General features: G+C 59.7%; 17 protein-coding genes. 5 read left to right on the top strand and 12 right to left on the bottom strand.

What is annotated here, in order from left to right:
* Positions 1-9 precede the first annotated feature (9 nt).
* Positions 10-903 (bottom strand): helix-turn-helix transcriptional regulator, encoded by an 894-nt coding sequence (locus tag IV01_RS25850; protein WP_050507295.1) that lies wholly within the window; start codon positions 901-903, stop codon positions 10-12.
* Between the two features lie 340 nt (positions 904-1,243).
* Here IV01_RS25850 and IV01_RS20415 point away from each other — a divergent pair, with 340 nt between their 5' ends.
* The 3 genes from IV01_RS20415 (at position 1,244) to dxs (ending at position 4,423) form a co-directional block, all read left to right on the top strand.
* A complete protein-coding gene (locus tag IV01_RS20415) occupies positions 1,244-1,486 on the top strand; it encodes an exodeoxyribonuclease VII small subunit (RefSeq protein WP_020289635.1) in 243 nt (80 codons plus the stop codon).
* The gene (locus IV01_RS20410) at positions 1,483-2,370 is read left to right on the top strand and encodes a polyprenyl synthetase family protein (RefSeq protein ID WP_032626445.1); all 888 of its coding nucleotides are present in this window, start codon (positions 1,483-1,485) and stop codon (positions 2,368-2,370) included. Before IV01_RS20415 ends, IV01_RS20410 begins: the two co-directional genes overlap by 4 nt.
* Positions 2,371-2,527: 157 nt before the next feature.
* The gene (gene dxs / locus IV01_RS20405; RefSeq protein WP_032626446.1) at positions 2,528-4,423 is read left to right on the top strand and encodes a 1-deoxy-D-xylulose-5-phosphate synthase; all 1,896 of its coding nucleotides are present in this window, start codon (positions 2,528-2,530) and stop codon (positions 4,421-4,423) included.
* A gap of 237 nt (positions 4,424-4,660) precedes the next feature.
* Here the strand turns inward: dxs and IV01_RS20400 are convergent, their stop codons facing one another.
* From IV01_RS20400 to nrdR, 11 genes are all read right to left on the bottom strand, one after another.
* Positions 4,661-5,293, bottom strand: a complete 633-nt coding sequence (locus tag IV01_RS20400; RefSeq protein WP_032626448.1) for a Vat family streptogramin A O-acetyltransferase — start codon at positions 5,291-5,293, stop codon at positions 4,661-4,663.
* 157 nt (positions 5,294-5,450) lie between these two features.
* Entirely contained in the window at positions 5,451-5,870 is a 420-nt protein-coding gene (locus tag IV01_RS20395) for a hypothetical protein (RefSeq protein ID WP_032626449.1), read from the bottom strand.
* Complete coding sequence (gene ribA, locus IV01_RS20390) at positions 5,867-6,484, bottom strand: GTP cyclohydrolase II (protein WP_032626451.1); 618 nt, start codon at positions 6,482-6,484, stop codon at positions 5,867-5,869. The genes IV01_RS20395 and ribA overlap by 4 nt, the downstream gene beginning before the upstream one ends.
* Positions 6,485-6,724: 240 nt before the next feature.
* On the bottom strand, positions 6,725-7,234 hold the full coding sequence (locus IV01_RS20385) for a phosphatidylglycerophosphatase A (RefSeq protein WP_032626452.1): 510 nt from the start codon (positions 7,232-7,234) through the stop codon (positions 6,725-6,727).
* Positions 7,231-8,196 (bottom strand): thiamine-phosphate kinase, encoded by a 966-nt coding sequence (gene thiL / locus IV01_RS20380; protein WP_032626455.1) that lies wholly within the window; start codon positions 8,194-8,196, stop codon positions 7,231-7,233. The genes IV01_RS20385 and thiL overlap by 4 nt, the downstream gene beginning before the upstream one ends.
* Before the next feature lie 154 nt (positions 8,197-8,350).
* A complete protein-coding gene (gene nusB, locus IV01_RS20375; RefSeq protein WP_032626458.1) occupies positions 8,351-8,851 on the bottom strand; it encodes a transcription antitermination factor NusB in 501 nt (166 codons plus the stop codon).
* Positions 8,848-9,324 carry a 6,7-dimethyl-8-ribityllumazine synthase gene (gene ribE / locus IV01_RS20370; RefSeq protein WP_032626460.1) on the bottom strand — a complete coding sequence of 159 codons (477 nt, stop codon included), beginning with the start codon at positions 9,322-9,324 and terminating at the stop codon, positions 8,848-8,850. The genes nusB and ribE overlap by 4 nt, the downstream gene beginning before the upstream one ends.
* 115 nt (positions 9,325-9,439) lie before the next feature.
* Complete coding sequence (gene ribBA / locus IV01_RS20365) at positions 9,440-10,531, bottom strand: bifunctional 3,4-dihydroxy-2-butanone-4-phosphate synthase/GTP cyclohydrolase II (protein ID WP_032626462.1); 1,092 nt, start codon at positions 10,529-10,531, stop codon at positions 9,440-9,442.
* Between the two features lie 17 nt (positions 10,532-10,548).
* Positions 10,549-11,220: a riboflavin synthase gene (locus IV01_RS20360; RefSeq protein ID WP_032626465.1), complete on the bottom strand. Its 672-nt coding sequence runs from the start codon at positions 11,218-11,220 to the stop codon at positions 10,549-10,551.
* Between the two features lie 47 nt (positions 11,221-11,267).
* Positions 11,268-12,368: a bifunctional diaminohydroxyphosphoribosylaminopyrimidine deaminase/5-amino-6-(5-phosphoribosylamino)uracil reductase RibD gene (gene ribD / locus IV01_RS20355; RefSeq protein ID WP_050507300.1), complete on the bottom strand. Its 1,101-nt coding sequence runs from the start codon at positions 12,366-12,368 to the stop codon at positions 11,268-11,270.
* Between the two features lie 41 nt (positions 12,369-12,409).
* Positions 12,410-12,874, bottom strand: a complete 465-nt coding sequence (gene nrdR / locus IV01_RS20350) for a transcriptional regulator NrdR (RefSeq protein ID WP_032626469.1) — start codon at positions 12,872-12,874, stop codon at positions 12,410-12,412.
* 212 nt (positions 12,875-13,086) lie between these two features.
* Here nrdR and IV01_RS20345 point away from each other — a divergent pair, with 212 nt between their 5' ends.
* Both IV01_RS20345 and IV01_RS20340 read left to right on the top strand, forming a co-directional pair.
* Positions 13,087-13,539 (top strand): lipoprotein, encoded by a 453-nt coding sequence (locus IV01_RS20345; protein WP_032626470.1) that lies wholly within the window; start codon positions 13,087-13,089, stop codon positions 13,537-13,539.
* The gene (locus IV01_RS20340; protein WP_032626472.1) at positions 13,536-14,210 is read left to right on the top strand and encodes a class I SAM-dependent methyltransferase; all 675 of its coding nucleotides are present in this window, start codon (positions 13,536-13,538) and stop codon (positions 14,208-14,210) included. Before IV01_RS20345 ends, IV01_RS20340 begins: the two co-directional genes overlap by 4 nt.
* The last annotated feature ends 4 nt before the right edge of the window (positions 14,211-14,214 follow it).

Consider the following 14,214-nt stretch of genomic DNA (forward strand, 5'->3'; position numbering starts at 1 on the left):
AGCCGCAAATCAATTGACCCCCATCATCGCCGAAGCCTCCACCTCAGCCTCCCGATACTGCAACAGCGGGATCTCCAACAGCGCAACCTGCATCGGCCAGTAGTGGTTTTCTTCTTCGGTGTCGGTGGTGCTCAGGCAGATCCCCATGGGCATGCCGGCGTGGGCGTCGAGGACGAGGTTGTAGAGGTCGGCGTTGGCGGCACGGATTTTGTTCACGGTGCCGCTGCGAGAATAGATTAAGCAGCAGGACATGAAATCCATGGTGTGGTCGTCTTTGAGCTGAAACTTTTCCACCACTTTCTGGATGAGTTCCTGGGTTGAGAGGGAATTGCAGTGTTCAAAGCTGAAGCCGTCCCAGTGGTATTCGGCCAACGCCCGATACAGCTCGGGCACCATGGCGGCTTCGTAATCCCAGCCCAGCTCCCACGTGTCGTCTTCTGGAGGGCCGGCGGCGTCGTCCACCAGCCTGATGCGCTGGACCAGCTCAGGATTGATGAGCAGTTTCCGATTATTCAAGGTGCTGACCACCAGCCATTGCGGCTCATCGCGTTCGGTGGCCAGCGCTTCTCTGATGCTGGAGTACTCGCCCAGGGTGATGGGATACCAGTTGCAATTGCTTTTACCGGGTAACAGCAACCCAAGATGCCCCCAAAAACCGTCGAGGATCGGATGTTCGTCGGCAAACCAGTGTCGGGAGGACATTTTTCGGCCGCTGGCTTCGAAATCAATCAAATCATCTACGCTGGTCCCCAGCAGCGTGGCGATGTCGCGCATTGACTGGGTGTCAGGCTCGCTGCTGCCCTGCTCCCAAGAATGGACAAGCTGCTCAGGCATGTTCAATTCCCTGGCCAGTTCGGCCAGCGATATTCCCAAAATGGTGCGTAATTCTTTTAGTCGCTGCATCTATAACTCCAACAATCAAACTTATCTAAGACGCAACAAATGCCGGGGGCGGCCTGCGCAGACAGGCGACCGGAGCATCGTGCAATTGCCGAAAGCAAGTTATCCGTCAGCCATCGGACCGGTTCTCAGGAGCGTTTATCGGATGGGTAGCTGATTACGCAAACGGCTGAAGGATATTTCCTACGAGCCATTCAACGACGAGGCTGTGCCGGGCGGACGAACGGAAAGAAAAACGCCGCTTTTATAGACACCAGAAGCCCATTTCAAGCCTTGGTCATTTGCCCCGGAGCCCACGCTCTGCTAGTGTCGCGGCGGTTTAACCTCTACCGGAATAGCGCTCATGGCCCGCAAGAAAGCTGCACTGGATTTCGAACAATCCCTCGCTGATCTGCAAACGCTGGTAGAGCGTCTGGAGAATGGCGAGTTGTCGTTGGAAGACTCGTTGACCGCCTTCGAGCAAGGTATTCGCCTGACCCGCGACTGCCAGGGCGCACTGGCGCAGGCTGAGCAGAAGGTACAAGTGTTGCTGGAGCGCGACGGCGAGCTGGCTGAAGAGCCATTCGACGCGGAACAACCTGAATGATCGCGAACTATCAGGCGTTGAGTCAGAGCCGCGTCAATGCGGCGCTGGAAGGTCTGTTTGCAGCACCCGCCCCCGAACTGGCCCGCCTTTATGCCGCGATGCGCTACAGCGTGATGAATGGCGGCAAGCGCGTGCGTCCGCTGCTCGCCTATGCGGCCTGTGAGGCGCTGGGCGGTAAAGCCGAGGACGCCAACGGCGCAGCCTGCGCGGTGGAGCTGATTCACGCTTACTCGCTGGTGCACGATGATTTGCCAGCCATGGACGACGACGATTTGCGTCGCGGCCAGCCGACCACTCATAAAGCCTTTGATGAAGCCTGTGCGATTCTGGCCGGTGACGGCCTGCAAAGCCTGGCATTCACCGCCCTGCTCGACCCACACCTGACCTCGCAAGACGCCGGTACGCGCCTGCTGATGGTCGGCGCGCTGGCGTCGGCGGCAGGTCCTGCCGGCATGGTGGGCGGCCAGGCCATCGACCTGGGTTCAGTGGGCCTCAAGCTGGATCAGGCGGCACTGGAATTCATGCACCGGCACAAGACCGGCGCGTTGATCGAAGCCAGCGTCAAACTTGGCGCACTGGCCAGCGGTCATGCGGATCAAGCCCGGCTTGATGCCCTGCAATCCTATGCCCGGGCCATTGGTCTGGCGTTTCAGGTGCAGGACGACATTCTCGACGTAGAAAGCGATACCGAAACTCTCGGCAAGCGCCAGGGTGCCGACATCGCCCGTGACAAGCCGACCTACCCGGCGCTGCTGGGGCTGGAGCCTGCGCGGCAATATGCCTTGCAGTTGCGAGATCAGGCGATAGAAACGCTGCGGCCTTTCGACGCATCCGCTGATCCGCTGCGTGACCTGGCGCGGTATATCGTTGAACGGCGCAACTAAACCGCTGCACACCTGAAATACCCCGAACCGGGCTCGTTTCATCGGGTCACAGACTTGTGTTTGACAGGTTTGCCTGCGCATCAGCCACTGCACTTCATGGGCAGCCTGCGTTGCATCAGGTAAACTGCCGCCTCTTTTACTTATAACGATTCGCCTGATGCCCACGACGTTTAAAGAGATCCCCCGCGTGCGCCCGACCACGCCGCTGCTCGACCGCGCTGAAACGCCGGACGGCCTGCGTCGCCTGGGTGAAGCCGAGCTGGAAGCACTGGCCGATGAACTGCGCCTGGAGCTGCTCTATTCCGTTGGCCAGACCGGCGGGCATTTCGGTGCCGGCCTTGGTGTCATCGAGCTGACGATCGCTCTGCATTATGTCTTCGATACCCCGGACGACCGCTTGGTCTGGGACGTGGGCCATCAGGCGTATCCGCACAAGATTCTCACCGGCCGTCGCCAGCGCATGAACACCCTGCGCCAGAAAGACGGTGTGGCCGCCTTCCCGCGTCGCAGCGAGAGTGAGTACGACACTTTTGGCGTCGGCCACTCCAGCACTTCGATCAGCGCTGCGCTGGGGATGGCGATTGCCGCCCGTCTGCAAGGCAGTGATCGCAAGTCCATCGCGGTGATCGGTGACGGTGCGTTGACTGCGGGCATGGCTTTCGAAGCGCTGAACCATGCGCCGGAAGTTGCCGCCGACATGCTGGTGATCCTCAACGACAATGACATGTCGATCTCGCGCAACGTCGGCGGGTTGTCGAACTACCTGGCGAAGATTCTTTCCAGCCGCACTTACACGAGCATGCGCGAGGGCAGTAAAAAAGTCCTGTCACGCCTGCCGGGCGCCTGGGAAATTGCCCGCCGTACCGAGGAATATGCCAAGGGCATGCTGGTCCCTGGCACGTTGTTCGAAGAACTTGGCTGGAATTACATCGGGCCTATCGACGGTCACGACCTGCCGACCCTGATCGCGACGCTGCGCAATATGCGGGACCTCAAAGGCCCGCAGTTCCTGCACGTGGTGACCAAAAAAGGTAAAGGCTTCGCGCCTGCGGAAGTCGATCCGATTGGCTATCACGCCATCACCAAACTCGATCCTATCGATGCTCCGGCCAACGCGCCGAAAAAAGTCAGCGGTCCTAAATACTCCGGCGTTTTCGGCCAGTGGATTTGTGACATGGCCGAGGCTGACTCGCGCCTGGTGGGCATTACACCGGCGATGAAAGAAGGCTCGGATCTGGTCGAGTTCAGCGAGCGCTTCCCGGAGCGATACTTCGACGTCGCCATTGCCGAGCAGCACGCTGTCACGCTGGCGGCTGGCATGGCCTGTGAAGGCGCCAAGCCGGTGGTGGCGATCTACTCCACCTTCCTGCAACGCGGCTACGACCAACTGATTCATGACGTCGCGGTGCAGAACCTTGATGTCCTGTTCGCCATCGACCGTGCCGGTCTGGTGGGCGAAGACGGCCCGACCCACGCGGGCAGCTTCGACCTGTCTTACCTGCGCTGCATCCCCGGCATTGTGGTGATGACGCCGAGTGACGAAAACGAACTGCGCATGATGCTCAGCACCGGCTATCAGCACCCGGGGCCAGCCGCTGTGCGCTACCCACGAGGTACCGGGCCCAATGCAGTGATCGACAGCGGCCTTGCGCCTGTCGAGATCGGCAAGGGTGTGGTCCGTCGCACCGGCCAAGGCGTTGCCATTCTGGTGTTCGGTGTGCAACTGGCCGACGCACTGAAAGTCGCCGAGAAACTCGACGCCACCGTGATCGACATGCGCTTCGTCAAACCGATTGATGAAGAGCTGATCCGCGACGCAGCTGCCAATTACGAGCTGCTGGTGACCCTGGAAGAGAACGCCATCATGGGCGGTGCCGGTGCGGCCGTCAGTGAGTTCCTCGCACGGGTAAACATCCTTAAATCCGTGCTGCACCTGGGCTTGCCAGATGCTTACGTCGAACACGCCAAACCTGCGCAGATGCTGGCTGAGTGTGGTCTGGACGAAGCCGGGATTGAAGCGGCGATCAATGAGCGGTTGGTGTTGATTGGCTGATCGTTGAAAGCATAAAAAAGAAAGGCGCTCATTGAGCGCCCTTTTTTTGTGACTGCTGGATTACATGACAAGATTCTTTACGAGCTCACCGAGGTGACGAGGTGACGAGGTGACGAGGTGACGAGGTGACGAGGTGACGAGGTGACGAGGCGAGCGATGGCTGGTGTATCAGACAAACAGCAATCGCTGGCCTCGTCACTTTGGTGAGCGTCTACAGGAAATATGCGCGTCTTTACGCTAAACCGCTGCCTGCAACGCGTCGATATCACCTGAAACGATCACCTGCAGATTCCGGGTAACTTTCTCTATAGGCCAGTCCCACCAGGCAATGGCCAAAAGTCGCTCGCTGACGTCAACGGGGAAGCGCTGTTTCAAGACTTTGGCTGGATTGCCGCCAACAACGCTGTAAGCCGGGACATCACCGACCACTACCGAGCGTGAAGAGATGATCGCCCCGTCGCCGATCGTCACGCCAGGCATTATCAGCACGTCGTAGCCCATCCACACATCGTTACCCACCACCGTATCGCCTTTGTAGGGCAAGTCACCCGGCTCAGGCGTGACCTTCTCCCAGCCGTTGCCGAAGATTTGAAACGGATACGTCGAGATGCCACTTATCTTGTGGTTGGCGCCGTTCATGATGAATTTGGTGCCCCGCGCCAGTGCGCAGAATTTGCCAATGATCAGTTTGTCGCCGATGAACGGGAAGTGATAAAGGACGTTACGCTCGAAGTTTTCCGAGTCTTCGGGATCATCGTAGTAGGTGTAATCGCCCACGATGATGTTCGGATTGTTGAGGGTGTTTTTAATGAAACACACCTGCGGGAAGCCATTCATTGGGTGAGGATTTTTCGGGTCAGGTCCGTTCATGGAAAGTTCCTTTTTTATACAGTGACTCCGTCCGTAGGACCGGCTTTAGCCGGGAGAGCATTATTTCTGACGAAAGAGATTTAGAGAATGTATCGACGCCCTCCCGGCTAAAGCCGGTCCTACGGATAGTGTTCAATCAGAGGGGACGGGATGCCTTTCAAACCAATTGCCGAGGTATCCGGTAAAGATACAAAAGCACCACACTGGAAAACCCCAACAGCAACAGCGGCACCAGCTCAAGCCCAACGAACACGCCCAGTGCGGCGATCCACGCGGGCAATCCGGCAGCCAGAAACGCAGTGCGGCGAGCATCGGCCAGGTTGATCCAGGCGGCGGGTTCTTCAGGGGTATCCCGTGCAGCGCCGGTGGCGATCAAGGCGTGTTTGTAGCGGCCGAATGGCTTGAGGCTGACAAACATTGAGGCCAGGCCAGCAACGAAGATCGGCATCGCCAGCACGGGCAGGATGGCATTGCGGCTATCGAACGTATTGCTGATTACAAACAGAGGAGACAGGGTCAACACCAGCTGCCACCACCACGCGAGGGCGAAGCGGCGTCTGGTGTTGTTGCGGTTCACGCGCGATCAGCCTCGCCCTGGTGCTCGTTGCCCATCATGTGCCCGAGCTTCCCGGCCTTGGTCGCCAGATACAGTTTGTTGTGCGGATTGTGACCGGTGTGCAGCGGCACGCGCTCAGCCACGTTGATGCCCATCTCGGTCAAGGCTTTGACCTTGCGTGGATTGTTGGTCATCAAGCGAAGAGCGTCGATACCCAGGTGTTGCAGCATCGGCAGACAAATCGCGTAGTCACGCTGATCCGCAGCGAAGCCCAGACGCTCGTTGGCTTCAACGGTGTCAGCGCCACCATCCTGCAATTCATAGGCGCGGACTTTGTTCAGCAAACCGATGCCACGGCCTTCCTGACGCAGATACAACAGCACGCCACGGCCCTCGGAAGCGATAGCACGCAAGGCGGCTTCAAGCTGGGAACCACAGTCACAACGCTGGCTGAACAGGGCATCGCCAGTCAGGCACTCGGAATGGACGCGGCCAAGCACCGGAGCGCCATCGGACACATCGCCCAGGCTCAGAACCAGGTGTTCACGGCCGGTCGCATGCTCAAGAAAGCCATGCATGGTGAATTCTGCAAATGGGGTAGGCAGCTTGGAGGCGGCTACAAATACGACGGGCACCGTGTGCTCCTGATCAGTATGGGACTGGAAATTCGCAAGGCGGCATTGTAACAGCAGGTCCGGGCGGACGCTTAGGCTGAATTGTCGAGCATACTGATCAGGAAGTTAGATTGATGGCTTCCTGGATATCTTCACTGTAGGAGCTAACGAGTACCGCGAGGCAGAGATGACGGCGTATCAGACCAACCGCTATCGCGGCCTCGCGGTGCTCGTGCGCTCCTACGGAGGATGATTTTCAGCTCAAATCCACGCCCAGGCCCAAACCAGGCCCTGCATTGCCAACCAGGCGAACACTCCGGCCAGTACATCGTCGAGCATGATGCCCACGCCGCCGTGAACATGCCGATCAATCCAGTGGATCGGCCACGGCTTGAGGATGTCGAAAAAGCGGAACACGAGGAAGCCCACCAACAGCCAGACCCAGCCTTCGGGTACCAGCCACAAGGTAATCCACATACCGACCATTTCGTCCCAGACGATGCCTTCGTGGTCGTGAACGCCCAGGTCCTTGGCTACTTTGTCGCACAGCCAGAAGCCAAACAACATGGTGATGCCGAGCATCAGCCAATAACCCCAGTCCGGTAGCATCTGCCACAGCGGGATGAAAGGCACGGCGACCATCGAGCCCCAGGTGCCTGGTGCTTTGGGCAACGTGCCGGAGCCAAAGCCAAATGCCAGGAAATGCCACGGATTAGTCCACACCGAGGGTGGTACGAACTCCGCCGGGACTTGCTTAGGATGATCTGTCACGGTGTCTCCCGAAAATGTTGGTAGCCGCGTGCCAGGACAGGAACGTCGTGACCCTCTGAATCGATCAGCGCGACGCCTTCGCCTGCTACGACACGTCCAATGACGTGAACGGGCAAATCAGCGTCGCGCAAATCCTGCAAATGCGCAGCTGGCAGAGTAAATGCCAGTAAATAATCGTCGCCACCACTCAATGCCGCCTGTTGCGCCGCTTGCGGACCAAGAAGCGTCAACAGTGGCGGCGACATGGGCAGCTTGTCTTGCTCGACCAGCAACCGCACCTTGGACGCCAAGGCTATATGCCCGCAGTCAGCCAGCAAGCCGTCCGAGATATCCAATGCCGCACTGGCCTTGCCACGCAGTGCCAGACCGAGGGCGAACTGCGGTTGCGGCGACCAGTAGCGTGCCAGCAAAGCCTCTGCGGTAGACGCCTCGGCGCTGCGCTGGTTCAACACGAGTGCCAGAGCGCCCGCCGCATCGCCCAATGGTCCGCCAACGCACAGCAAGTCACCGGGCCGTGCGCCGCTGCGGGTTAGCGCCTTGCCCACAGGCACACGGCCGAATACCGTCAGGGTAAGGCTAAGCGGTCCGCGCGTGGTGTCTCCGCCGACCAGACGTAACCCACAACCCTCGGCCATGCGGTTCAACCCTTGGGCGAAGTGTTGCAGCCATTCGGCAGAGACGTCAGGAAGTGTGAGGGCCAGGGTGAACGCAACAGGTATCGCGCCCATGGCGGCCAGATCGCTGGCAGAGACTGCGAGTGCTCGCTGCCCCAGAAGAAAAGGATCGCAGCCATCGGGGAAATGCACCCCCGTGACCAGCGTATCGGTAGAGACCGCCAACTGCTCGCCTGGCGGCAGTGTCAGCAAGGCGCAATCGTCACCAATCCCCAGCGCAACGCCCTCGCCCGTCTGCGCACAAGGTGCGGCAGCGAAGTAATTGCGGATCAGCTCGAACTCGCCCATCGGGATCTCTTGTTGTGCTTGGCAACCTAGTGAAAACCCGTGGGAGCGAGCTTGCTCGCGAAGGCGATAGTCCAGCCGCTATAAATGCGCTGGTCTCACCGTCCCCTTCGCGAGCAAGCTCGCTCCCACAGGGAAGTGCGCTCAGCTTGAAATCTTAGCGCTTGTACGCTTTGACTTCAGCTTCACGCAGGCGCGGGGCCAGTTTGTCGAGGACGCCGTTGACGAACTTGTGGCCGTCGGTGGAGCCGTAGACTTTTGCCAGCTCGATGCCTTCGTTGATCACTACGCGATACGGAACATCGACGCGCTTGAGCAGCTCGTAGGTGGACAGGCGCAGGATGGCCAGTTCAACCGGGTCGAGTTCTTCAATGGTCAGGTCCAGGCACGGCTTGAGGGCGGTGTCGATTTCGCTCTTGTTGGTCGGCACGCCGCGCAACAGTTCACTGAAATAGTTGCCATCAACGTTGGTGAAATCGTTATCGACACGGAACTGTGCCTCGATTTCATTCAGCGAATGACCCGCCATGTGCCACTGGTAAAGGGCCTGAGTCGCGAGCTGACGCGCTTCGCGACGCTTGACGCTCTTCGATGGCTTGCCAGCGTCAGCTGGCTGTGAATCGCGCGGGTTGAACTGATCGCTCTCGTCAGAAATCACTTGGCCTCCAGCTGCGACAGCAGACTTACCATTTCAAGGGCGGACAACGCAGCTTCTGCGCCTTTGTTGCCAGCCTTGGTGCCGGAACGTTCGATGGCTTGCTCGATGGTGTCAACGGTCAGCACGCCGAATGCAACCGGTACACCGAACTCCATGGAAACCTGGGACAGGCCTTTGACGCATTCGCCAGCCACGTATTCGAAGTGTGGCGTACCACCGCGGATCACCGCGCCGAGGGCGACGATAGCGGCGAACTCGCTGCGCTGGGCAACCTTCTGCACAACCAGCGGAATTTCGAAGGCACCCGGTGCACGGATGATGGTGATGTCGCTTTCTTTGACGCCGTGGCGTACCAGGGCATCAACAGCGCCGCTCACCAGACTTTCCACGACGAAGCTGTTGAAACGGCCAACTACCAGAGCGTAGCGGCCTTGGGGAGCGACGAAGGTACCTTCGATGGTCTTCAGGGTCATTCGTGTAAGTCTCGTATTAAAGAGCAAGCACGCCTTGGGGCGGGCTATAGGGATATTGGGCCACGAAACAGATTAGCCGGTGGTACACCCAAAAAGCGCACCACCCAACCGTCTTTTATTCGGAGGGCACGTATTCTACAACTTCCAGATCGAAACCGGATATCGCATTGAACTTCATTGGTGAACTCATCAGGCGCATTTTACGCACGCCCAGGTCACGCAGGATCTGCGAACCGGCGCCAACGGTGCTGTAAGTGGTCGGCGACTTGACCGGCAACTGCCCGGATGTTTCACGAATATGCGCCAGCAACACGTCGCCATCCAGTGGGTGACCCAGCAGTAACACAACACCGCTGCCCGCGTCGGAAACCGCGGTCATGGCGGCCCGCAGGCTCCAGCGGCCGGGCTGTTTGACCATCAGCAGGTCACGCAACGGGTCCATGTTGTGCACCCGAACCAGGGTCGGTTCTTCTGCGCAAATCTTGCCCAGAGTCAGCGCAAGGTGAACATCGCCTTCCACGGAATCGCGGTAGGTCACCAGGTTGAACTGGCCCAGTTCGCTGTCCATGGGCTGTTCGGCAATCCGCTGAACGGTACGTTCGTGGATCATCCGGTAGTGAATCAGGTCGGCGATGGTGCCGATCTTGATGTCATGTTCCAGAGCAAAGGCTTCCAGCTCGGCGCGACGGGACATGGTGCCGTCATCGTTCATCACCTCGCAGATCACGCCGCTAGGCTCGTAACCGGCCATGCGCGCCAGATCACAGGCGGCTTCGGTGTGACCGGCGCGGGCCAGGGTACCGCCCGCCTGGGCCATCAACGGGAAAATGTGGCCCGGGCTGACGATGTCTTCGGCTTTCGCGTCTTTGGCGGCAGCAGCCTGCACGGTACGAGCGCGGTCAGCGGCAGAAATACCGGTGGTCACGCCTTCAGCGGCTTCAATGGACACCGTGAACTTGGTGCCGAACCCGGAGCCGTTGCGCGGCGCCATCAGCGGCAGTTTGAGGTTCTCGCAGCGCTCACGGGTCATGGGCATGCAGATCAGGCCGCGCGCAAAGCGAGCCATGAAGTTGATGTGCTCCGCCTTGCAGCATTCGGCGGCCATGATCAGGTCGCCTTCGTTCTCGCGGTCTTCGTCATCCATGAGGATGACCATCTTGCCTTGGCGTATGTCTTCAACCAGTTCTTCGATGCTGTTGAGCGCCACGCGGCACCCCCTTGAATTCAGGATTTGAGGTAGCCGTTGGCGGCCAGAAAGCTTTCAGTGATGGTGCCAGCCTGCCCTTTCGAGGAGTCGGCGGCCTTGTCGCCCATCAACAGACGCTCCAGATAACGCGCCAGCAGATCCACCTCAAGGTTGACCTTACGGCCCGGACGGTAGTCGGCCATGATGGTTTCAGCCAGGGTGTGCGGCACGATGGTCAGCTCGAACTCGGCGCCATCAACGGCGTTCACCGTCAGACTGGTGCCATCGACCGTGATCGAGCCCTTGTGGGAAATGTACTTGGCCAGTTCGCGAGGCGCACGGACCTTGAACTGAATGGCCCGGGCGTTTTCTTCACGGGAAACGATCTCCCCGACGCCATCCACATGGCCGCTGACCAGATGGCCCCCCAGACGCGTGGTCGGCGTCAGGGCCTTTTCCAGATTCACCGGGCTGCCGGTCTTGAGATCGATAAACGCGGTCACATCGAGGGTTTCGCGGCTGACATCAGCCCAGAAGCCATCGCCGGGCAACTCTACCGCCGTCAGGCACACGCCGTTGACCGCGATGCTGTCGCCCAGCTTGACGTCACTCAGATCAAGTTTGCCGGTCGCCACATAAACGCGAACATCGCCGCCTTTGGGGGTGATGGCGCGGATGCTGCCGATGGATTCAATAATGCCGGTAAACATGGGTCCTCCAGGAGAACAAGGCCAGCGCGCTAAGCGAAAGCCGGGAATTATACGCCGGGTAGCGTCTTTGGTACCGCGATGACTCGCCAGTCATCTCCAACTGCGCGCATTTCCACAATTTTGAGCTCAAGCGCTTCGCTCATCTGCGCCAGTGGCAGGTCGAGCAAAGGGCGAGCCGAAGAGCCGAGGAATTTACCCGCGATGAAAATCTGAAACTCATCCACCAACCCAAGCCGGGTAAAAGCCCCAGCCAGGCGCGGGCCGGCTTCGATCAATACATCATTGGCACCGCGAGCGGCCAGTTCAACCAGCAACTTGCGCAGATCCACATGGCCGTCGCTGCTGGCCAGGGCGAGCATGTCGTGGCCAGCGTCGTGATAGCGCTCGCGGGCCGATGCCGCAGCGCAGGTCACGACCAGGGCATGATCCGCCTGAAAGAACGGCGCATCCAGCGGCACACGCAAACGGCCGTCGATCAATACCCGCAGAGGCGGACGGGTCAAGGCCAATGCCGTCAGCTCGGCATTCAGGCCAAGCTCGTCCGGGCGTACGGTCAGGCGTGCCTTGTCGGCCAGCACGGTATCGGCACCCGTCAGCACCACACTGGACTGAGCGCGCAAGCGTTGCACGGCCGAGCGCGCGGCGGGGCCGGTAATCCACTGGCTTTCGCCACTGGCCATGGCGGTGCGGCCGTCCAGACTCATAGCCAGCTTGACCCGCACATACGGCAGGCCTTTGGTCATGCGCTTGAGAAAACCTTTGTTCAGCGCCCTGGCTTCGTCTTCCAGCACGCCGCACTGCACGGCGATACCGGCATTCATCAAACGCAACAAGCCGCGCCCGGCCACATCCGGATTGGGGTCCTGCATGGCCGCCACCACGCGCCCGACCCCAGCATCGACCAACGCGTCGGCACAAGGCGGCGTGCGGCCATGATGGCTGCAAGGTTCGAGGGTGACGTAAGCAGTTGCGCCTTTGGCTTTTTCGCCCGCATGGCGCAGGGCGTGGACTTCAGCGTGAGGCTCGCCAGCCCGGGCATGCCAGCCTTCGCCGACAATCTGGCCGTCGCGCACAATTACGCAGCCAACCCTTGGGTTTGGGTGGGTGGAATAAATCCCTTTGCGCGCCAGTTCCAGCGCGTGCGCCATGTAATGCGCATCCAGCACGGTTTGCTCAGTCAACGTGACGCTCACTCTTTGGCAGGCTCGCGAGCCAGGCGATCAATTTCTTCGCGGAATTCGTTGAGGTCCTGAAAACGCCTGTAGACCGACGCAAAGCGGATATAAGCCACTTCATCCAGCTTTTGCAGTTCGCCCATGACCAGATTACCGACCACCAGGGATTTGACCTCGCGCTCACCGGTAGCGCGCAGCTTATGCTTGATGTGCACCAGCGCGGCTTCCAGGCGTTCGACGCTCACGGGACGTTTTTCAAGGGCGCGCTGCATGCCGGCACGCAGCTTTTCTTCGTCGAAAGGCTGACGGCTACCGTCTTGCTTGATCAGACGTGGCAATACCAGTTCGGCGGTCTCGAAGGTGGTGAAACGTTCACCGCACGCCACGCATTCGCGACGACGACGAACCTGTTCGCCTTCGGCAACCAGGCGTGAATCGATGACTTTGGTGTCATTGGCACCGCAGAAGGGACAGTGCATGGTGGCAGGCAACAAAAATAGGAAGGGCCGCCATGGTAGCGCATCCCGCTGGCAAGACAAGTCTTGGGCTTTGCGGTATATAGACGCGCAACGGGCGCAGTGTTCAGCGATACTGCGCACTACTGGGCTATTCATAGGTAGGCCTGTCCGGGCTGCTGCGTTATTGAACGGTAGCTGATGTCCTTCGTATTGGTTTTTTGTTGGAGCTGTTCATGACGCTTAGACCGCTAGTTTTGCTTGGCCTGGTCGGCCTGCTCGCCGCTTGCAGCAGCAATGAGCCACCCCATCCGGTTGCCGCCAAGCCGGCTTCGGCGCCAGCCATCAAAGTCCCCGCTGGCCCTGGGCCGTTGCAACCTTTTCAACGTGAGCTGAGCGGGCAACTGCTCGGCGTGCCCAGTGGGGCGGAAGTCGAGTTGGCATTGCTGGTGATCGACGAGCGCGGTCGTCCGCAAAAGCTGCTGACCAGCACGGTTTTGCAGGGCAACGACAAGTCCCTGCCCTTTCAACTGCGTTTCAACCCGGAAGCCTTCCCCGTGGGCGCTCGTGTTGAGCTGCGCGGGCGTGCCAGCAAATCCGGGCAGTTGATACTGCATCTGCCGTCGCTGCGCATTGAACAACCCAACACTCAGGCGCTGGGACCTTTGCAGTTCGAAACCGCACCATGACTGCACCGCAACACCTGCAACGGGCGCTGAGCGACCTGCTCGGCGACGCCCGATTGGTGGCCACGGCGCTGCCGGAAACCGATTTGCAGCTGTGGCTGATCGACGCTGACAACATGGACCGCGCCTTCAGCCCTGAAGAAACCCGCCGCATCCTCGAAGAGCCGCCGTACTGGAGTTTCTGCTGGGCCAGCGGTTTGGTGTTGGCGCGGTTTCTGGCCGAGCACCCGCAGTGGGTGGCGGGCAAGCGGGTCCTGGATTTTGGAGCGGGTTCGGGCGTTGCAGGGATTGCAGCCATCAAAGCCGGCGCGCTGGAAGTGGTGGCCTGCGATCTCGACCCGTTGGCGCTCGAAGCCTGCCGCGCTAACGCGGAGCTCAACGGTGTGCAGCTCAATTATTCGGCGGATTTCTTTGCCGAAGCCGATCGCTTCGACCTGATCATCGTCGCCGACGTGCTCTACGACCGCGCCAACCTGCCGCTGCTTGATCAATTCCTCAGCCGTGGCCGTCAGGCGTTGGTAGCTGATTCCCGTGTGCGGGATTTTCAGCATCCAGCTTATGAGCGATTGGGCATTTTTGAGGCGCATACGTTGCCGGATCTGGCTGAGCCTCATGAATTTCGCAACGTGAGCTTGTATCACGCTGATAGACAGGTATGGACGGCCCCCCGGTAGGAGC

The organism is Pseudomonas syringae (assembly GCF_000737245.1).
Classification (GTDB): domain Bacteria; phylum Pseudomonadota; class Gammaproteobacteria; order Pseudomonadales; family Pseudomonadaceae; genus Aquipseudomonas; species Aquipseudomonas syringae_J.

Bases quoted from the DNA above. Each gene is read 5' to 3' on its own strand.
- nrdR (WP_032626469.1), bottom strand. From the start codon at position 12,874: ATGCACTGTCCCTTCTGCGGTGCCAATGACACCAAAGTCATCGATTCA.
- ribD (WP_050507300.1), bottom strand. From the start codon at position 12,368: ATGGCGCACGCGCTGGAACTGGCGCGCAAAGGGATTTATTCCACCCAC.
- IV01_RS20340 (WP_032626472.1), top strand. From the start codon at position 13,536: ATGACTGCACCGCAACACCTGCAACGGGCGCTGAGCGACCTGCTCGGC.
- dxs (WP_032626446.1), top strand. From the start codon at position 2,528: ATGCCCACGACGTTTAAAGAGATCCCCCGCGTGCGCCCGACCACGCCG.
- IV01_RS20415 (WP_020289635.1), top strand. From the start codon at position 1,244: ATGGCCCGCAAGAAAGCTGCACTGGATTTCGAACAATCCCTCGCTGAT.
- IV01_RS20360 (WP_032626465.1), bottom strand. From the start codon at position 11,220: ATGTTTACCGGCATTATTGAATCCATCGGCAGCATCCGCGCCATCACC.
- thiL (WP_032626455.1), bottom strand. From the start codon at position 8,196: ATGGGCGAGTTCGAGCTGATCCGCAATTACTTCGCTGCCGCACCTTGT.
- IV01_RS20410 (WP_032626445.1), top strand. From the start codon at position 1,483: ATGATCGCGAACTATCAGGCGTTGAGTCAGAGCCGCGTCAATGCGGCG.
- IV01_RS20345 (WP_032626470.1), top strand. From the start codon at position 13,087: ATGACGCTTAGACCGCTAGTTTTGCTTGGCCTGGTCGGCCTGCTCGCC.
- IV01_RS25850 (WP_050507295.1), bottom strand. From the start codon at position 903: ATGCAGCGACTAAAAGAATTACGCACCATTTTGGGAATATCGCTGGCC.
- ribE (WP_032626460.1), bottom strand. From the start codon at position 9,324: ATGACCCTGAAGACCATCGAAGGTACCTTCGTCGCTCCCCAAGGCCGC.
- IV01_RS20400 (WP_032626448.1), bottom strand. From the start codon at position 5,293: ATGAACGGACCTGACCCGAAAAATCCTCACCCAATGAATGGCTTCCCG.